This is a genomic window from Actinosynnema sp. NPDC059797 (genome assembly GCF_042732085.1).
GTDB lineage: Bacteria > Actinomycetota > Actinomycetes > Mycobacteriales > Pseudonocardiaceae > Actinosynnema.
Genome location: NZ_JBHWIE010000191.1, coordinates 1 through 14,220 on the forward strand (window position 1 = coordinate 1; position 14,220 = coordinate 14,220).

The following is a 14,220-nucleotide window of genomic DNA, read 5'->3' on the forward strand; positions in this document are numbered from 1 at the left end:
GGGGGGGGGGGGGGGGGGTGGGGGTGGTGGTGGGGGTGGTGGGGGGGGGGGGGGTGGGGGGGTGGGGCGTGCTGTGCGGCGGGGGCGTGGCGGTGCGGGGGGGGCCCCCCCACGTGTGGGCCTGGGGCGCGCCCACGCCGGGCGGTCACGCCGAGCGGTCACACCGTGCGATGACACCGGGCGTCACGCCGGGCGAGCGATCACGCCGCGGCGCGCTCCGCGAACGCGCCGCCGGCGAACACCAGCTCGGCGAAGCGCTCGCCCATGAGCCGGTGGGTGGCGGCGTCCGGGTGGAGCCGGTCCGGCAGCGGCAGCCCGGCGGCGTCCGCCTCGCCGTAGAGGGCGCGGCCGTCGAGGTGGTGCAGGTCCGGGTCGTCGGCGGCCCGCTGCGCCACGATCCGCGCCAGCTCCTCCCGGATGACGCGCAGGGTCAGCTTCCCGCTCGCGCGCTCCGCCGGGTCGCCCGTGGCCAGGAACCGCAGCCGCCCGCGGCGCAGCTCCTCGAGGTCCGGCGCGCAGGGACCGGGCGTGTCCTCGTGGATCGGGCACAGGATGGGCGAGACGACCAGCAGCGGCGTGGTGGGGTGGCCCTCGCGGATCGTGTCGAGGAACCCGTGGACGGCCGGGGTGAAGGCGCGCAGGCGCATCAGGTCGGCGTTGACCAGGTTGATGCCGATCTTGACGCTGATCAGGTCGGCGGGCGCGTCGCGCAGGGTGCGGGCGGTGAACGGGTCGAGCAGGGCGCTGCCGCCCAGGCCGAGGTTGACCAGTTCCACGCTCCCGAGGGACGCGGCGAGCGCGGGCCACGTGGTGCTGGGGCTCGCGGCGTTGGAGCCGTGGCTGATCGAGCTGCCGTGGTGCAGCCACACCCGGCGGCCCCGGTCGGGCGCGGGCCGGACGGGCGCGTCGGTGCGCAGCGCGATGAGCTCGGTCGTCTCGTTGTGCGGCAACCAGATCTCGACGTCCTTGTCACCGCCGGGCAGGCCGGTGAAGCGGGCGGTGCCCGGCCGGCCCGGTGTCTTCCCGGTGGCGCCGGTGGCCAGGTCGACGGTGAGGGTGTTGCCGCCCGGCACGCTCGCCTGGGCGACCAGGCGGCCGTCCACGACCAGGTCGTAGACGCCGTCCGGGCGGGGCGGGGCCCCCGGGGAGACCCGCTTGGTGGGCAGGGTGTCCAGCTCGACCGCGGTGGCCCGGGTGCGGAACACCAGCCGGACGCCGGAGGGCTGGGACTCGGCCATGGCGAGCTGGCCGTCGGCGAGCTGGGCGCGGGCCCGCGCGGGCAGCCGGTGCGGCAGCAGGCCGTGCCCGGTGCGCTCGACCTCGACGGCGCCGCGCAGGAGGTCGGTGGTGATGGGGGTGGTGATCAACGGGGTGCTCATCGTCGCCGCCTGCTCGATCGGGGTGTTCGGGTGGTCGGTGCGGGACCCGTTCACGGGGCGGGCCAGTTCCGCAGCAGGGCGTCGAGGGCGTCCAGCACGCGCGTCCACGTCTCCCGGGAGTCGGGCTCGCTGTGGCTGAACCCCCCGTCCAGCTCCAGGCTGACGAAGCCGTGGAAGACGCTGCCCAGCAGCCGGACCGCGTGCGTCTGGTCCGGTTCGGCCAGGTCGTAGCCGCGCAGGATCGCCCGGGTCATCTGCGCGTGCCTGCCGCCCGCGCTCGCGGCGGCCGTGGCCGGGTCGAGCCGGAACCTGGTGGCGGCGTAGCGGCCGGGGTGCTCCCGCGCGTAGTCGCGGTAGACGTCGCCCAGCGCGACCAGGGCGTCCTTGCCCGCCCGGCCGGCCAGCGCGGCGGCGCCCAGGTCGGCCAGCTCCTCCAGCGCGAGCAGGGCGATGCGGGTCTTGAGGTCGTGCGAGTTCTTCACGTGCGAGTACAGGCTCGCGACCTTGACGTCGAACCGCCTGGCCAGCTCGGTGACGGTCACCTGGTCGAAGCCGACCTCGTCGGCCAGCTCGGCGCCCGCCCGGGTCAGCCGTGCCGAAGTCAGTCCCACACGTGCCATGAAGATCCCTCCTGTTTCCAGAAGGGATTATGCGCTTTCCTAAAGGGTTTAGGCAAATGCCCGGGTGGGATCGGCAGGGCCGGTTCCCACCCGGGCGGTCGCGCTAGCCGAGCCGGCAGGCCAGGCCGTTGAGGGTGAACGCGGTCGGCTTGGTGTTCACGCCCGACCAGGTGCCGAGGAAGCCGATCGACGTCGAGCCGCCCGGCGGGATCAGGTGGTTCCACGCGACGTGGTCCACGGTGACCTGCCCGCCGGACTGGCGGAAGGCGCCGTTCCAGAGCTGGGTGACCCGCTGGCCGTTGGCGTACTGCCAGGTCAGCGTCCACTTGTCGATGGGCGCGGTGCTGCGGTTGGTGATGCGGACCGAGCCCTGGAACCCGTTCTGCCACTGGCCCACGACGTCGTAGGACACGGCGCAGCTCGCGGGCGGCGGCGAGTCGGTGGTGGTCGTGGTCGTGGTCGTGGTCGTCGTGGTGGTGGTGGTCGTGGTCGTCGTCGTGGTCGGACCGCCGATCTGGCCCGGGTCCACCACGCCCCAGTAGGCGTCCTTGGCCTGGAGCCGGGTGTCGAACAGCAGCGGGTGGTCCTTGCGGGTCACCGGGAAGCTGTCGAGCCACGTGTTGTCGTCGGCCAGGCCCCACACGGTCACCGAGCTGATCTTGTCCGAGTACCGCTTGAAGACCTCGAACAGGTCGCGGTACCGGTGCGCCTGCGCCAGCAGCACCTCGGCGGGCGGGGTCGGGTAGGACTGGCTGTTGTCCGTGTAGATGGAGACGTCCATCTCGGTGACCTGCTGGTCGACGCCCAGCGGCGCGAACTTGGTGATCATCTCCTCGGTCTCGGCGACCGACGGCCACTGCACGTTGACGTGCATCTGGTGCCCGACCGCGTCCACCGGCACGCCCTCGGCCCGCAACTGCGCCACCAGGGCGTGCAACTTGTCCCGCTTGGCGGGGACGTTGGTGTTGTAGTCGTTGATCACCAGCACCGCGTCGGGCGCGACCTCGCGGGCCACGCGGAACGCCGTGCGGATGTAGTCCAGCCCCGTGATCTCGAACCACCGGCTGCGGCGCAGGCCGTCGGCCTGGTTCTCGTCGATGACCTCGTTGACCACGTCCCACACGCCGATGTCGTCGCCGTAGTGGCCGACCACGCCGCGGATGTGCGCCTCCAGGCGGGCCAGCAGCAGCGCCTTGTTCTCCGGGGTCGCGGTCATGTCCGCGCCGGCGGCGTCCTGGAACACCCAGGCGGGCGTCTGCTGGTGCCACACGAGGGTGTGGCCGCGCACGGCCATGCCGTTGGCCTTGGCGAAGGCGACCAGCGCGTCGGCGTCGCCGAACCGGAACGCGCCCTCGGTGGGCTCGGTGGCGTCCCACTTGAGCTGGTTGCCCGGGGTGATGGAGTTGAAGTGCCTGGCGAGCAGCTGACCGTGGTTGCCCAGGAGCTGCGCGGGCTCGACCGCCGCGCCGACGGCGTCGAAGTGCTCGGCCAGCGCGTCCTTGACCGCCGGGATGTCGGTCTGGATCGGCGGCAGCGGCGTGTAGGAGAGGGTGAAGTCGTCGATGTGCAGCGACGTGGTGGCGCTGGTCAGCTCGACGTAGGCGGCGAGGAAGTCCACGTCGGCGGCCAGGGTGTAGCTGCCCTTGAGGTTGACCCAGCCGTCCGCGGTGACGGCGGTGTCGCCCACCACCTGGTCGTAGGACGGGGTGCCGGCGGTGCGGCGCTCGACGGACAGCCGCGCCTGCGTGGGCGCCTCGCCCGCCGCGAGCCGGACCCACACCGACAGCTCGTACCTGGTGCCCTTGTCGACCTCGTCCAGCAGGTCGAGCGTCGGGCCCTCCCAGCTCTGCGTGCGGCCGGTGGCGGCGAGGCTGTGCGCGCCCCCGTGGGCGACGGCCGTGCTCACCTCGACCGCGTGACCGCCGCGGGGCCCCCACCCCTGGGTCGTGGCGTCCTCGAACGTGCTGTTGACGACCACCACCGGGTCGTCCGCCGCGGCGGCGCCCGAACCGACCTGCGCGACCGCGACCAGCGCGGCGACGACGGAGGTGGCGAGCGCACCGGCGAGAACTCTCCTCATCGAGAATCCCTCTCCCGTGAACAGGCTGGGAGCGCTCCCAGACCAGCCTGAACGATAGGGAGGCGATGAACCGCCTGCCAGGCCCGTTCAGACCAACCGCCCGCCCCGCCGAGCCCGCACCTTCACGCGGTCGCACCACCCACAGCCCTCTCACGCGACAGCCCTCTCACGCGGTCGCACCACCTACAGCCCCCTCGCGCGGCAGCCCCCTCACGCGGCCGCCCGCTCGCCCTCGCCCGCCAACAGCTCCCGCAGCGCGGCGAGCCCCTTGGCCGCCTGGCTCTTCACCGTGCCCTCCGCGCACCCCAACCGCCGGGCGGTCTCGGCCAGGCTCAGGTCCTCGCAGTAGCGCAGCACCACCACCGCCCGCTGCCCCGGCGGCAACCGCACCAGCGCGGCGCGCACGTCGAGCACCTCCTCCACCCGGGCCGGCGCGACCGGCACCGGCGGCGGCTCCTCCACCGCGGTCTCGTGCCTGCGGGACGACCGCCGCCCCTGGTCGATCGCCGTGCGCAGCAGCACCTTCCGCGCGTAGGCGTCCAGGTGCACGTCCCGCCCCAACCGCGGCCACGCCGCGTACAGCTTCACCAGGGTCGCCTGCGTGAGGTCGTCGGCGTCATGCCGGTCGCCGCACAGGCGGAGGGCGACGCGGCGCAGCATCGGGGCGCTCGCGCCCACGTACGCCAGGAACTCGTGGTCGGTCACGTCACCGGTTGGCCGCGGCGGGGCCGGCCGTCCCCGCGCCGGAGGCGCCCGTGCCCCACGTCACACCGCCCCGAACAGCGGGGCCAGCTCAGCCACCAGGGAGGTCACCCGCCTGCCCGCCTCGGCGTAGCCGGTGGAAGAGGGCTGCCGGGTGAGCACGGCCACCACGTACCGGCCGTCGACGATGCCCGTGGTGTTCAGCGCCCGGGAGCCGTCGTAGCAGCACGCCCAGCCCTGCTTCACGCCCCACCGGTGGTCGCCGAGGGCGTCCGGGATGCCGAAGGTCTGGTCGACGCCGTCCTCGCCGACCGGGGTCGCGCCCTCCAGCGCCTCGACGACCAGCCGGGACCACGGCGAGTCGAGCACGTACCGGTAGACGGCCACCACGTCGCGGGCGGTCATCAGCGCGTCGCCCCACTTGTACGGGTCGGGCGGCGGCACCAGGCCGGTCAGCCCGATCCGCGCCGCCCAGTCCCGCGGGATCGAGGTCCGCCACAGCCGGTTGGCGATGCCGTCGCTGCTGGTGGCGAGCATCCGGGTCACCGACTCCGCGGACCCGACGCCGTTCTCCAGCGCGTCGAGGGCGATCAGCAGCTTGATCACCGAGGCCGCCGGGAACGGCTCGTCGGGCAGGTCGGTGAACAGCTCCTCCCCCGTGCCCAGGTCGAAGACCGCGACACCGCGCCGCACCCCGGGCGCCAGGCCCGCCAGGTCCACCGGGCCCTGGCGGAGTTCGGGCAGCGTCCTGGGCGCGGGCGTCGGCTCGGGCGTCACGGTCACTTCCTCCGGCGCGGCCTTCAGCTCCACGCCCGAGGCGGGCAGGGCCGTCGTGGTGGCCGCCCGCGCCACGGGCGCCGGGTCCTCCTGCGGTTGGCCCGTCGAGACCACCGCGGTCACGCCCATGGCCGTCAACGCGCCCGCGCACATCGCCAGGAGTCTGCTTCTCGTGCGGTTCACGCCCCTTAAAGGGCGCGACCCCCGCATCGTGTTGCCCCGAAAGTGAGGCAACTTCACGACCGTTCCACCGCGTACGCGCGCGGTTCCTCATTGAGCCCGGACCCGCCACCGCCGCCGGAACCGGGCTCCACCACTCAGCGCCTATGAGCGTTCTAACAATGAACTTGTTCGAACGCACACCTGCTTGGCACCATCGCAGGGTGAAGAGCGCCGAGCGACACCGGGTGATCGTGGAACGGCTCAGCACCGCGGCCCAGGTCGCCGTGGCCGAGCTGGCGGCGGCGACCGGGGCGTCGGAGATGACCATCCGCCGCGACCTCGACCTGCTCGCCGCGAGCGGCGTGCTGCGCCGGGTGCACGGCGGTGCGGTGCCGGCCACGCCGGCGGGCGTCGAGCCGCCGTTCGCCGCCCGCGCCACCTCGGCGGCCGACGCCAAGCGCGCGATCGCCGCCGCCGCGGTCGAGCTGATCCGGGACGGCGAGACCGTCCTGCTCGACAGCGGCACCACGGCGCTGGAGGTGGCCCGGCTGCTGCGCGGGCGGTCGGTCGCGGTCATGCCGCTGTCGCTGCACGCGGTCCGCGAGCTGCTGGACGCGCCAAAGGTGCGGCTGCTGCTGCCCGGCGGCGAGCCGCGGCCCGGCGAGCTGGCCCTGGTCGGCCCGCTGACCCTGGCCTCGCTGCGGGCGCTGCGCTTCGACGTGGCCGTGCTCAGCCCCTGCGCGCTGAGCACCACCGGCGGGCTCACCGCGCACGACCTGGCCGACGCCGAGGTCAAGCAGCAGGCGCTCGCGGTGTCCGCCCGCACCATCGCGCTGGCCGACGGCAGCAAGTGGGACCGCACCGCCATGGCCCACGTCTGCCCGGCCGACCGGCCCGACGTGCTCGTCACCGACCCCACCGCGCCGGAGGACCAGCGCGCCGCGCTGGCCGCGCTCGGCGTGCTGGTGCACGTCGCCCAACCCGCACAGGAGAACCCGTGACCCAACCCCTGCCACGTGCCGCGCGCGTCGCGACCTGGACCTACTTCACCCTCAACGGGTTCGCCGTCGGGATGTGGGTGGTGCACATCCCGAACGTGGAGCGCGCCACCGGCATCTCCCACAGCGCGCTGGGCGGCCTGCTGCTCGTGCTGGGTGGCGCGGCGTTCCTCGGCATGCAGGTCGCCGGCCCCCTGGCCGACCGCTTCGGCCAGCGCCGCCTGCTGCCCGCGGCCGGCGTGCTGCTGGGCGTCGCGCTGGTCGGCCCCGGCCTGGCCGACTCGTGGTGGACCCTGGGCCTCGCCCTGTTCTGCCTGGGCTTCGGCAACGGCACCATCGACGTGGCGATGAACTCCCACGCCGTGGTGGTGGAACGCGCCTACCCGCGGCCGATCATGGCGGCGTTCCACGCGATGTGGTCGATCGGCGGCGCGCTCGCCGCCCTGGTCGGCGCGGGCACGCTGGCCGCCGACGTGCCGACCGCGGTGACGCTCGGCGTCACCGGCGCGGCCTGCGTGGTCGTCTCGCTGGCCGCCGCCCGGTTCGTGATCGACGCGACGCCCGCACCCGAGGAGCCGGGCAGCGCCGACGCCGCGCCGTCGGCCAAGCCGTCGCGCAAGCTCGTCTGGCTGCTGGGCGCCATCGCGTTCGCGATGATGCTCGCCGAGGGCGTGGCCAACGACTGGGCCGCGCTGCACTCGGAGGACGTCCTCGGCACGTCCACGAGCACCGCCGCGTTCGCCTACGGCTCGTTCGCGGTCGCGATGACCGCGGGCCGGTTCGCCACCGACCGGGTCGCCGCGCTGGTCGGCCCGGTGGCCATCGTCCGGTACGGGTCGGCGCTGGCCGCGTTCGGCCTGACCCTGGTGGTGTTCACGTCGTGGCTGCCGCTGGCGCTGGCGGGCTGGGCGCTGTTCGGCCTGGGCCTGTCGGGCAGCGTGCCGCAGCTGTTCAGCGCGGCGGGCAACCTCGACCCGAGGGCGTCCGGGGCGCTGATGGCGCGGGTCGTCGGCCTCGGCTACGTGGGACTGCTGGCCGGTCCCGCGCTGATAGGCGGCCTGGCCCACTGGATCCCGCTGAACGCCGCGTTCGTCGTGCCGGTGGTGCTGTGCGTGCTCGCGGCGGTGTTCGCGGACGTGCTGGCCCCTCGGTCCGACCGGACCGAGGAGCCCGTCGGCTGACTCACTCGCAGCCGACGCCGTCCTTGTCGTGGTCGAGGCCGTAGACGTCCGGACCGATGACGGTGACCGGCCCGCGGACGTAGGCGGGCCCGTTGCCGCTGCCGCCCTCGCAGTCGACGTCGCCGGCGATCGGCACGCACGGCGTGTAGCTGGCGTGGCAGCCGGTGTTGGGCGCGGGCTGCGGCGCCGGCGGCTGGGGCTGGGGTTGTGGCTGCGGTTGTGGCTGCGGCTGGGGGTTCGGCTGCGGCTGCGGCTGGGGGTTCGGCTCGGGCTCGGGTTGCGGCGGCGGGGGCGGCGTCGTGGTGGTCGTGGTCGGCGCGGTGGTGGTCGTGGTCGTCGTGGTGGTCGTCGTCGGCCGCGCGGTGGTCGTCCGGGTCGTCGTGGTGGTCGGCGCGGTGCTCAGCTCGGCGGCCGTGTTCGCCGGCTCGTCGTCGTCGGACAAGGCTCCGATGAAGACGAACAGCAGGGCCACGACCCCCGCCGCGATCCACATCGGACGGCGCGACCTGGCCGGCGCGGGGGGACCGGGCGGCACCGCGGCGAACGCGGCGGTGTGCTGCGGCGGGGGCGGCACCGAGCCGAACGCGGCCGGGTGCCGCGGGGCGGGCGGGGGCGCGCCGAAGACGGCGGTCGGCGGCGCCACCGGGACCGCGGCCTCCGCGTCACGCGGCAGGCGCAGCAGGACCTCCAGCCCCCGGGGGCCCCGCTGCACCACCGCTTCGCACCCCGGCCGGCCGCCCCGGTCGGCGACGTGGCTGACCAGCCCGGCGTAGCGCTGGGACATCAGGTGGGTCAGCTCGCCGACCCGCCGACCGTCGAGCAGGACCTCCACCGCCCGCCGGCCGCGGTGCTTGCCCGAGCCGATCGTGCACCAGCCCAGCTCGACCGCGACGCGGCGGTGCCCGCCGGGCGCGACGTCGTACCGCGCCAACGAGGTCTGGTGGTGCTCCTCCCGGGTCACCGTCACGGTGACCTCGCCGGGCAACATCACCAGACCTGCTGTCGAGTTCTCGATCACTGCCCACTCCAGGTGCCGAACGGGTGTATGCCTGACCATCGGACGGGCGTGACCGGCGTTACCCCCGACAGCGCAACGTGGTCAGCCGATCACGCGGACGACCTGCTTCCCCCGGCCGCCGCCGGCCTCCAGCGCGCGGTGGGCGTCGGCGATGCGCCCGAGCGGGTGCACCCCTTCGACCACGGGCCGGATCGCGCCGCGCTCGACCAGCTCGGTCAGGTCGGCGAACAGCTCGTGCCGCGGGTTGCCGCTGAAGAACCGCACGCGACGCGACCCGAACACCACCGACCCCAGCAGGTAGGCGAGGTCGCCCGCCGAGCGGAAGGCGATGCCGACCATGCGCCCGCCCGGGGCGAGCAGCCGGCGGTAGGCGCGCGGCGAGCTGCCGTAGGTGTCCAGGACGACGTCGAACCGGCCCAGGCCCGCCGGGTCCGTCGCGTAGTCCACCGCCTCGTCCGCGCCCAGCTCGCGCACGAAGTCGAGGTTGCGGGCGCTCGCGAGCGCCGTGACGTGCGCGCCGTACGCCTTGCCGAGCTGGACCGCGACGCTGCCCACGCCGCCGCTCGCGCCGCGCACCAGCAGCCGCTCCCCCGCGCGCAGGCGCGCCTTGTCGCGCAGGGCGATGATGGCGGTGGCGCCGACGCCCGGCAGCGCGGCGGCGAGCACCGGGTCGAGGTCGGCCGGCGCGGGCGCGACCTGGCGCGGGTGGACGGCGACGTACTCGGCGGCGCTGCCGAACGACAGGCGCGGCAGGCCGCCCCACACGAGGGTGCCGGGCTCGTGGCCGGGACCGCGGACGACCTCGCCCGCGAAGTCGATGCCCACCCGCTTCGGGAAGCGCTTGCCGGCCAGCGGGCCGAACCAGCCGGCCCGGAGCGCCACCTCACCGCCGTTCACGCTGGCCCCGTGGACCCGGACCAGCAGGTGGCCCGGCGGGACGGCCGGTTCCGGCACGGTGCCCTCGTAGAGCACCTCCGGCGGGCCGTAACGGTCGTAGAGCGCTGCGCGCATCATCACCCTCCGCAGTAAGTGGAAACTACCTTCCACTTCTAACACCGGGAACCGGAAGGTGTCTTCCACTTGGGCTAAAGTGAGAGCCGTGGTTGGTGAACCGACTCAGTTGCGCGTGGACGCGCTGGCCAACCGGAACCGGGTGCTCGCCGTGGCGCGCGAGGTCTTCGCGGCCGAGGGGCTGGACGTGCCGATGACCGCCATAGCGCGGCGCGCCGGCGTGGGCGTCGCGACCCTCTACCGCCGCTTCCCGACCAAGGACGCGCTGGTCACCGCGGTGTTCGCGGAGCAGTTCGCCTCGTGCACGTCGGTGGTGCACCAGGCCCTGGAAGACCCCGACCCGTGGCGCGGGTTCTGCGTCGTGGTCGGCCAGGTCTGCGCGATGCAGGCGTCGGACCGCGGGTTCAGCGCGGCGTTCCTGGCCGCGTTCCCGGACGCGCTCCCGGTGGCGCGGGAGCGCGCTCGGGCCGAGGAGGCGCTCGCCGAGCTGGTGCGGCGGGCCAAGGCCACCGGGCGGCTGCGCGCCGACTTCGTGGTCGACGACCTCGTCCTGCTGCTGATGGCCAACGGCGGCATCGACGCCGGGTCGGCCGAGGCGACCCTGGCCGCCTCCCGCCGGCTGGTGGCCTACTTCCTCCAGGCGTTCCAGTCCGACGGGCCGCTGCCGCCCGCCACGCCCCTGGGCCTGGCGGACGCGCTGCGCTGACCTACGCCTCCTCCTGCTCCCGCTCGACCTGCTGGTTCCACTCGCGCTTGGACGACTGCCACCCGTCCTCGTCCGCGCCGAGCCGCCAGTAGCCGGAGATCGACATCCGGTGGCGCGGCACGCCGCGGTCCAGCCGCAGGTGGCCGCGCAGCCCCTTGACCATGTTCGCCTCGCCGTGCACGAACACGTGCACGGCGCCGTCCGGGAAGTCCAGCTTGGCGACCGCCTCGACGACCGCCTGGCCGCGGGGCCTGCCGAGCCGGTGCAGCCACACCAGGTCCACGTCGCCCGCGGTGCTCACGACCTGCTCGTCATCGGGGCCGTCGACCTCGACGAGCACCGTGGCCCGGGCGCCCGGGGGCAGGGCCTCCACCGCGGCCGCGATGGCGGGCCAGGCGCTCTCGTCACCGGCCAGCAGGTGCCACGCGGCGGCCGGGTCGGGCGCGTAGGCGCCGCCCGGACCGGCGAAGTGCAGCACGTCACCGGGCCGGGCACCGGCCGCCCACGGCCCGGCGACGCCCGAGTCACCGTGCACCACGAAGTCGATCCACAGCTCGCGGGCGCCGGCGTCCCACTTGCGGACCGTGTAGGTGCGCGTGCGGGGCCACTGGTCGCGCGGCAGGGACTCGCGGACGAGCGCGAGGTCGAACGGCTCCGGGTAGGTGACGCCCTCCTGCGGGAAGAGCAGCTTCACGTAGCTGTCGGTGTGCGGGCCGGGCGCGAAGTCCGCGAGCCCGTCACCGCCGAACACGACCCGGATCATGTGGGGCGCGATCCGCTCGGTTCGCACCACCCGGCCGTAGTGGGCCATTCGCGCACTCCTCGGTCACTCGATCAGCGCAGTCACCTCCACCGTACGTTAGGGGACCCTAAGCACGTCCGGGCGTTCCCGCGCACGCCTCACGACGTGACGGCGACACCCTCCGGCTCCAGCCCCACGGGCACGGTCGCCACCACGGCGCCGGTCCGCGCGTCGAGCACCGACATGGTGTTCGACCTGGCGTTCGTGACGTAGACGAAGCTGTCGTCGGGGCTGGCGGCGACACCCTCGGGACGCTTCCCGACGGGCACGGCCGGGCCGACCGGGTCACCGGACAGGTCGAGGATCGACACGGTGTCCTCGGCGGAGTTCGCCACGTGCACCCGCCCGCCCGGGGTGACCGCGACGCCCATCGGCGCGCGGCCGACCGGCTTGGTGGCGATCGGCCTGTGGCGACCGGCGTTGATGACGGTCACGGTGTTCGAGCCGGTGTTCGCCACGTACGCCCGCTCGCCGTCCGGGCTGAACGCGACGCCCGCGGGGAAGCGGCCGACCGGGATGGTGGTGATCGGGTCGTCGTCGTCGGTGCCGATCACCGTCACGCTCTGGCCGCCGTTGTTGGTGACGTAGACGAACCGGCCGTCCGGGCTCACGGCCGGGGTGTGCGGGAAGCGGCCGACCGGGACGTCCCGGAGCGGCCGGTTCGTGGCGATGTCGATCACGGTGACCGTGTCGGAGCCGAAGTTGGTCACGTACGCGCGGTCCCGGGTGGCCGCCACGCCGAACGGGTTCCGCCCGACCGGGATGGTCGCGACCACCTCGTGGGTCCGCGCGTTGATCGCGGAGACGGAGGCGGCCTGCTCGTTGGTCACGTACACCAGGTCGCCGCCGGGGACCGCGCCCACGCCCACGGGGTTGCGGCCCACCGGCACCGTCGCCACCACCTGGCCGAACCGGGTGTCGTAGACGGTGACGGTGTTCGAGGCGCTGTTGGCGACGAACACCTGGATCCGGGACGGCCACCGGTCGTCCGCCGACGCGGGTCTCCACAGCGACACGAGCAACAATGCGACCACACCTGTTCGAGTGACAAGAGTGCGTATCGAATAGCGCCTGGTCAACTTTCCGTAGAAAGCTCTCGCGCTCATCTGCGAAAACATGTCGCGTCCTCTCCCGGTCCTTCACTGATAAAGACCAATTGACGACACTAACGGCCTAGCGGCTGATATCGCTGCGTGAGAACCGCAGCGATCACCTCCGTGGGCACTTGTTTCGCGCGAAGGTGGCGGAGGGGTTTGGCCGGCCCAGGCGGGGCCGGTCACGGGCGAGAGCCGGCCGGCCGGACCGACCACCGCACCGGGCCTGCCCGCGCTCGACCGTTCGGGGGACTAGGCTCCCGGCATGGCGAGGTACTTCGACGTGCACCCGGTCAACCCGCAGCGCAGGGCCGTGGACCAGGTGGTCGCGCTGATCAAGGACGACGGGCTCGTCGCCTACCCCACCGACTCCTGCTACGCGCTGGGCTGCCGGCTGGGCAACAAGGAGGGCCTGGACCGCATCCGGCAGATCCGCCACCTCGACGACAAGCACCACTTCACCCTGATGTGCCGGGACTTCGCCCAGCTGGGCCAGTTCGTGCACGTGGACAACGCGGTGTTCCGGGCGATCAAGGCGGCCACGCCGGGCAGCTACACGTTCATCCTCCCGGCCACCACCGAGGTGCCGCGCCGCCTGATGCACCCGAAGAAGAAGACGGTGGGCGCGCGCATCCCGAGCCACCCGGTGGCGCAGGCGCTGCTGGCCGAACTGGGCGAACCGCTGCTGTCCAGCACGCTGCTGCTGCCGGACCAGGACGAGCCGCTGGTGCAGGGCTGGGAGATCAAGGAGCGCCTGGACCACGTGGTGGACGCGGTGCTGGACTCCGGCGACTGCGGCACCGAGCCCACGACCGTCGTCGACTTCTCGCAGGGCGAGCCGGAGATCATCCGGCGCGGGGCGGGCGACCCCTCGCGCTTCGAGTAGGCGGTTCGGGCAGCGGCGGTTCAGGCAGCCGCCCCCGCCGCTCCCACCGCACCGCTCACGCCCCGGGGGCACCCCGCCCCTCTCGCCGCTCCCCCGGTTCTCACTCCCCGGCCATGCGGTAGGCGCCCTCCTCCAGTCGGCGGAGCAGGCGGTGCGTCCACTCCGCCCGGCTGCGGGCCGTGTGCAGCCACAGGCCGACCACCTCGCCGACCGGGCCCCAGTCGTCCAGGTCGGCGTCCGGCGGCAGGTGCCCGGCGATGGACGACCGCCACTCGTCCATCGCCGCGGCACGCCGCCGCAGCAGGTCGACGGCCTCGGCGCGGGGCAGGTCCTCGATCAGCCCCACCGCCGCGGCGAGCAGGTCCAGGCGCGGGTCCCGGTTGACCAGGGCGGCGCGGAGCAGGTCGAAGTACGCCCGCTCCCCCTCCCCGGTCACCTCGTACTCCACGCGCGGCGGCCCGCCCGCCTCGCTGGGCGTGGTCTCGTGCGCCAGCAGGAACCCCTGGCCCGCCATGGCCTTCAGCGCGTGGTAGACCGAACCCGGCGCCGCGTTGGACCACTCGTGCGCGCCCCACGACTCCAGGTCGGCGCGCACCTGGTAGCCGTGCGCCCGTCCCCGCCTCCGCACCGCGCCCAGCACCAGCAGCCGGACCGCCGTCATGCCGCGCCCTCCTCTCAGGCGGGCGTGCTCACCCACCACAGCGTCCCGAACGGGTCCACGAAGCCGCCCGCCCGGCTGCCGTCATCCTGGCGGGTCACCCCGGCCGCCGGTCGGGCGCCCGCCGCCACCGCCCGGTCCCTCGT

General features: G+C 74.2%; 14 protein-coding genes. 4 read left to right on the forward strand and 10 right to left on the reverse strand.

Features of this window, described 5'->3' with window-relative positions:
• Window positions 1-200: 200 nt before the first annotated feature.
• From ACFV4N_RS29725 to ACFV4N_RS29745, 5 genes are all read right to left on the reverse strand, one after another.
• Entirely contained in the window at window positions 201-1,379 is a 1,179-nt protein-coding gene (locus tag ACFV4N_RS29725; protein ID WP_499675939.1) for a GDSL-type esterase/lipase family protein, read from the reverse strand.
• Window positions 1,380-1,429: 50 nt separating this feature from the next.
• Complete coding sequence (locus ACFV4N_RS29730; RefSeq protein WP_499675926.1) at window positions 1,430-1,999, reverse strand: TetR/AcrR family transcriptional regulator; 570 nt, start codon at window positions 1,997-1,999, stop codon at window positions 1,430-1,432.
• 103 nt (window positions 2,000-2,102) lie between these two features.
• Window positions 2,103-4,079 carry an endo-1,4-beta-xylanase gene (locus ACFV4N_RS29735; protein ID WP_499675927.1) on the reverse strand — a complete coding sequence of 659 codons (1,977 nt, stop codon included), beginning with the start codon at window positions 4,077-4,079 and terminating at the stop codon, window positions 2,103-2,105.
• A 210-nt stretch (window positions 4,080-4,289) separates the two neighbouring features.
• Window positions 4,290-4,784, reverse strand: a complete 495-nt coding sequence (locus tag ACFV4N_RS29740; RefSeq protein WP_499675928.1) for a SigE family RNA polymerase sigma factor — start codon at window positions 4,782-4,784, stop codon at window positions 4,290-4,292.
• Window positions 4,785-4,844: 60 nt separating this feature from the next.
• Entirely contained in the window at window positions 4,845-5,741 is an 897-nt protein-coding gene (locus ACFV4N_RS29745) for a serine hydrolase (protein WP_499675929.1), read from the reverse strand.
• A 200-nt stretch (window positions 5,742-5,941) separates the two neighbouring features.
• Here ACFV4N_RS29745 and ACFV4N_RS29750 point away from each other — a divergent pair, with 200 nt between their 5' ends.
• A complete protein-coding gene (locus tag ACFV4N_RS29750; RefSeq protein ID WP_499675930.1) occupies window positions 5,942-6,721 on the forward strand; it encodes a DeoR/GlpR family DNA-binding transcription regulator in 780 nt (259 codons plus the stop codon).
• Window positions 6,718-7,899: an MFS transporter gene (locus ACFV4N_RS29755; RefSeq protein ID WP_499675931.1), complete on the forward strand. Its 1,182-nt coding sequence runs from the start codon at window positions 6,718-6,720 to the stop codon at window positions 7,897-7,899. Before ACFV4N_RS29750 ends, ACFV4N_RS29755 begins: the two co-directional genes overlap by 4 nt.
• A 1-nt stretch (window position 7,900) precedes the next feature.
• On the opposite strand, the gene ACFV4N_RS29760 is transcribed toward ACFV4N_RS29755, so the two are convergent.
• Window positions 7,901-8,917, reverse strand: a complete 1,017-nt coding sequence (locus tag ACFV4N_RS29760; RefSeq protein ID WP_499675932.1) for a hypothetical protein — start codon at window positions 8,915-8,917, stop codon at window positions 7,901-7,903.
• A gap of 81 nt (window positions 8,918-8,998) precedes the next feature.
• On the reverse strand, window positions 8,999-9,928 hold the full coding sequence (locus ACFV4N_RS29765; RefSeq protein WP_499675933.1) for an NAD(P)-dependent alcohol dehydrogenase: 930 nt from the start codon (window positions 9,926-9,928) through the stop codon (window positions 8,999-9,001).
• Between the two features lie 88 nt (window positions 9,929-10,016).
• Here ACFV4N_RS29765 and ACFV4N_RS29770 point away from each other — a divergent pair, with 88 nt between their 5' ends.
• Entirely contained in the window at window positions 10,017-10,634 is a 618-nt protein-coding gene (locus ACFV4N_RS29770) for a TetR/AcrR family transcriptional regulator (protein ID WP_499675934.1), read from the forward strand.
• Between the two features lies 1 nt (window position 10,635).
• On the opposite strand, the gene ACFV4N_RS29775 is transcribed toward ACFV4N_RS29770, so the two are convergent.
• Together ACFV4N_RS29775 and ACFV4N_RS29780 are read right to left on the reverse strand one after the other, a co-directional pair.
• Window positions 10,636-11,445 carry a siderophore-interacting protein gene (locus ACFV4N_RS29775; protein ID WP_499675935.1) on the reverse strand — a complete coding sequence of 270 codons (810 nt, stop codon included), beginning with the start codon at window positions 11,443-11,445 and terminating at the stop codon, window positions 10,636-10,638.
• Window positions 11,446-11,534: 89 nt separating this feature from the next.
• Entirely contained in the window at window positions 11,535-12,452 is a 918-nt protein-coding gene (locus ACFV4N_RS29780) for a beta-propeller fold lactonase family protein (RefSeq protein ID WP_499675936.1), read from the reverse strand.
• Window positions 12,453-12,795: 343 nt separating this feature from the next.
• Here ACFV4N_RS29780 and ACFV4N_RS29785 point away from each other — a divergent pair, with 343 nt between their 5' ends.
• Window positions 12,796-13,416: an L-threonylcarbamoyladenylate synthase gene (locus tag ACFV4N_RS29785; protein WP_499675937.1), complete on the forward strand. Its 621-nt coding sequence runs from the start codon at window positions 12,796-12,798 to the stop codon at window positions 13,414-13,416.
• Window positions 13,417-13,516: 100 nt separating this feature from the next.
• On the opposite strand, the gene ACFV4N_RS29790 is transcribed toward ACFV4N_RS29785, so the two are convergent.
• Window positions 13,517-14,077, reverse strand: a complete 561-nt coding sequence (locus tag ACFV4N_RS29790; protein ID WP_499675938.1) for a PadR family transcriptional regulator — start codon at window positions 14,075-14,077, stop codon at window positions 13,517-13,519.
• Window positions 14,078-14,220 lie beyond the last annotated feature (143 nt).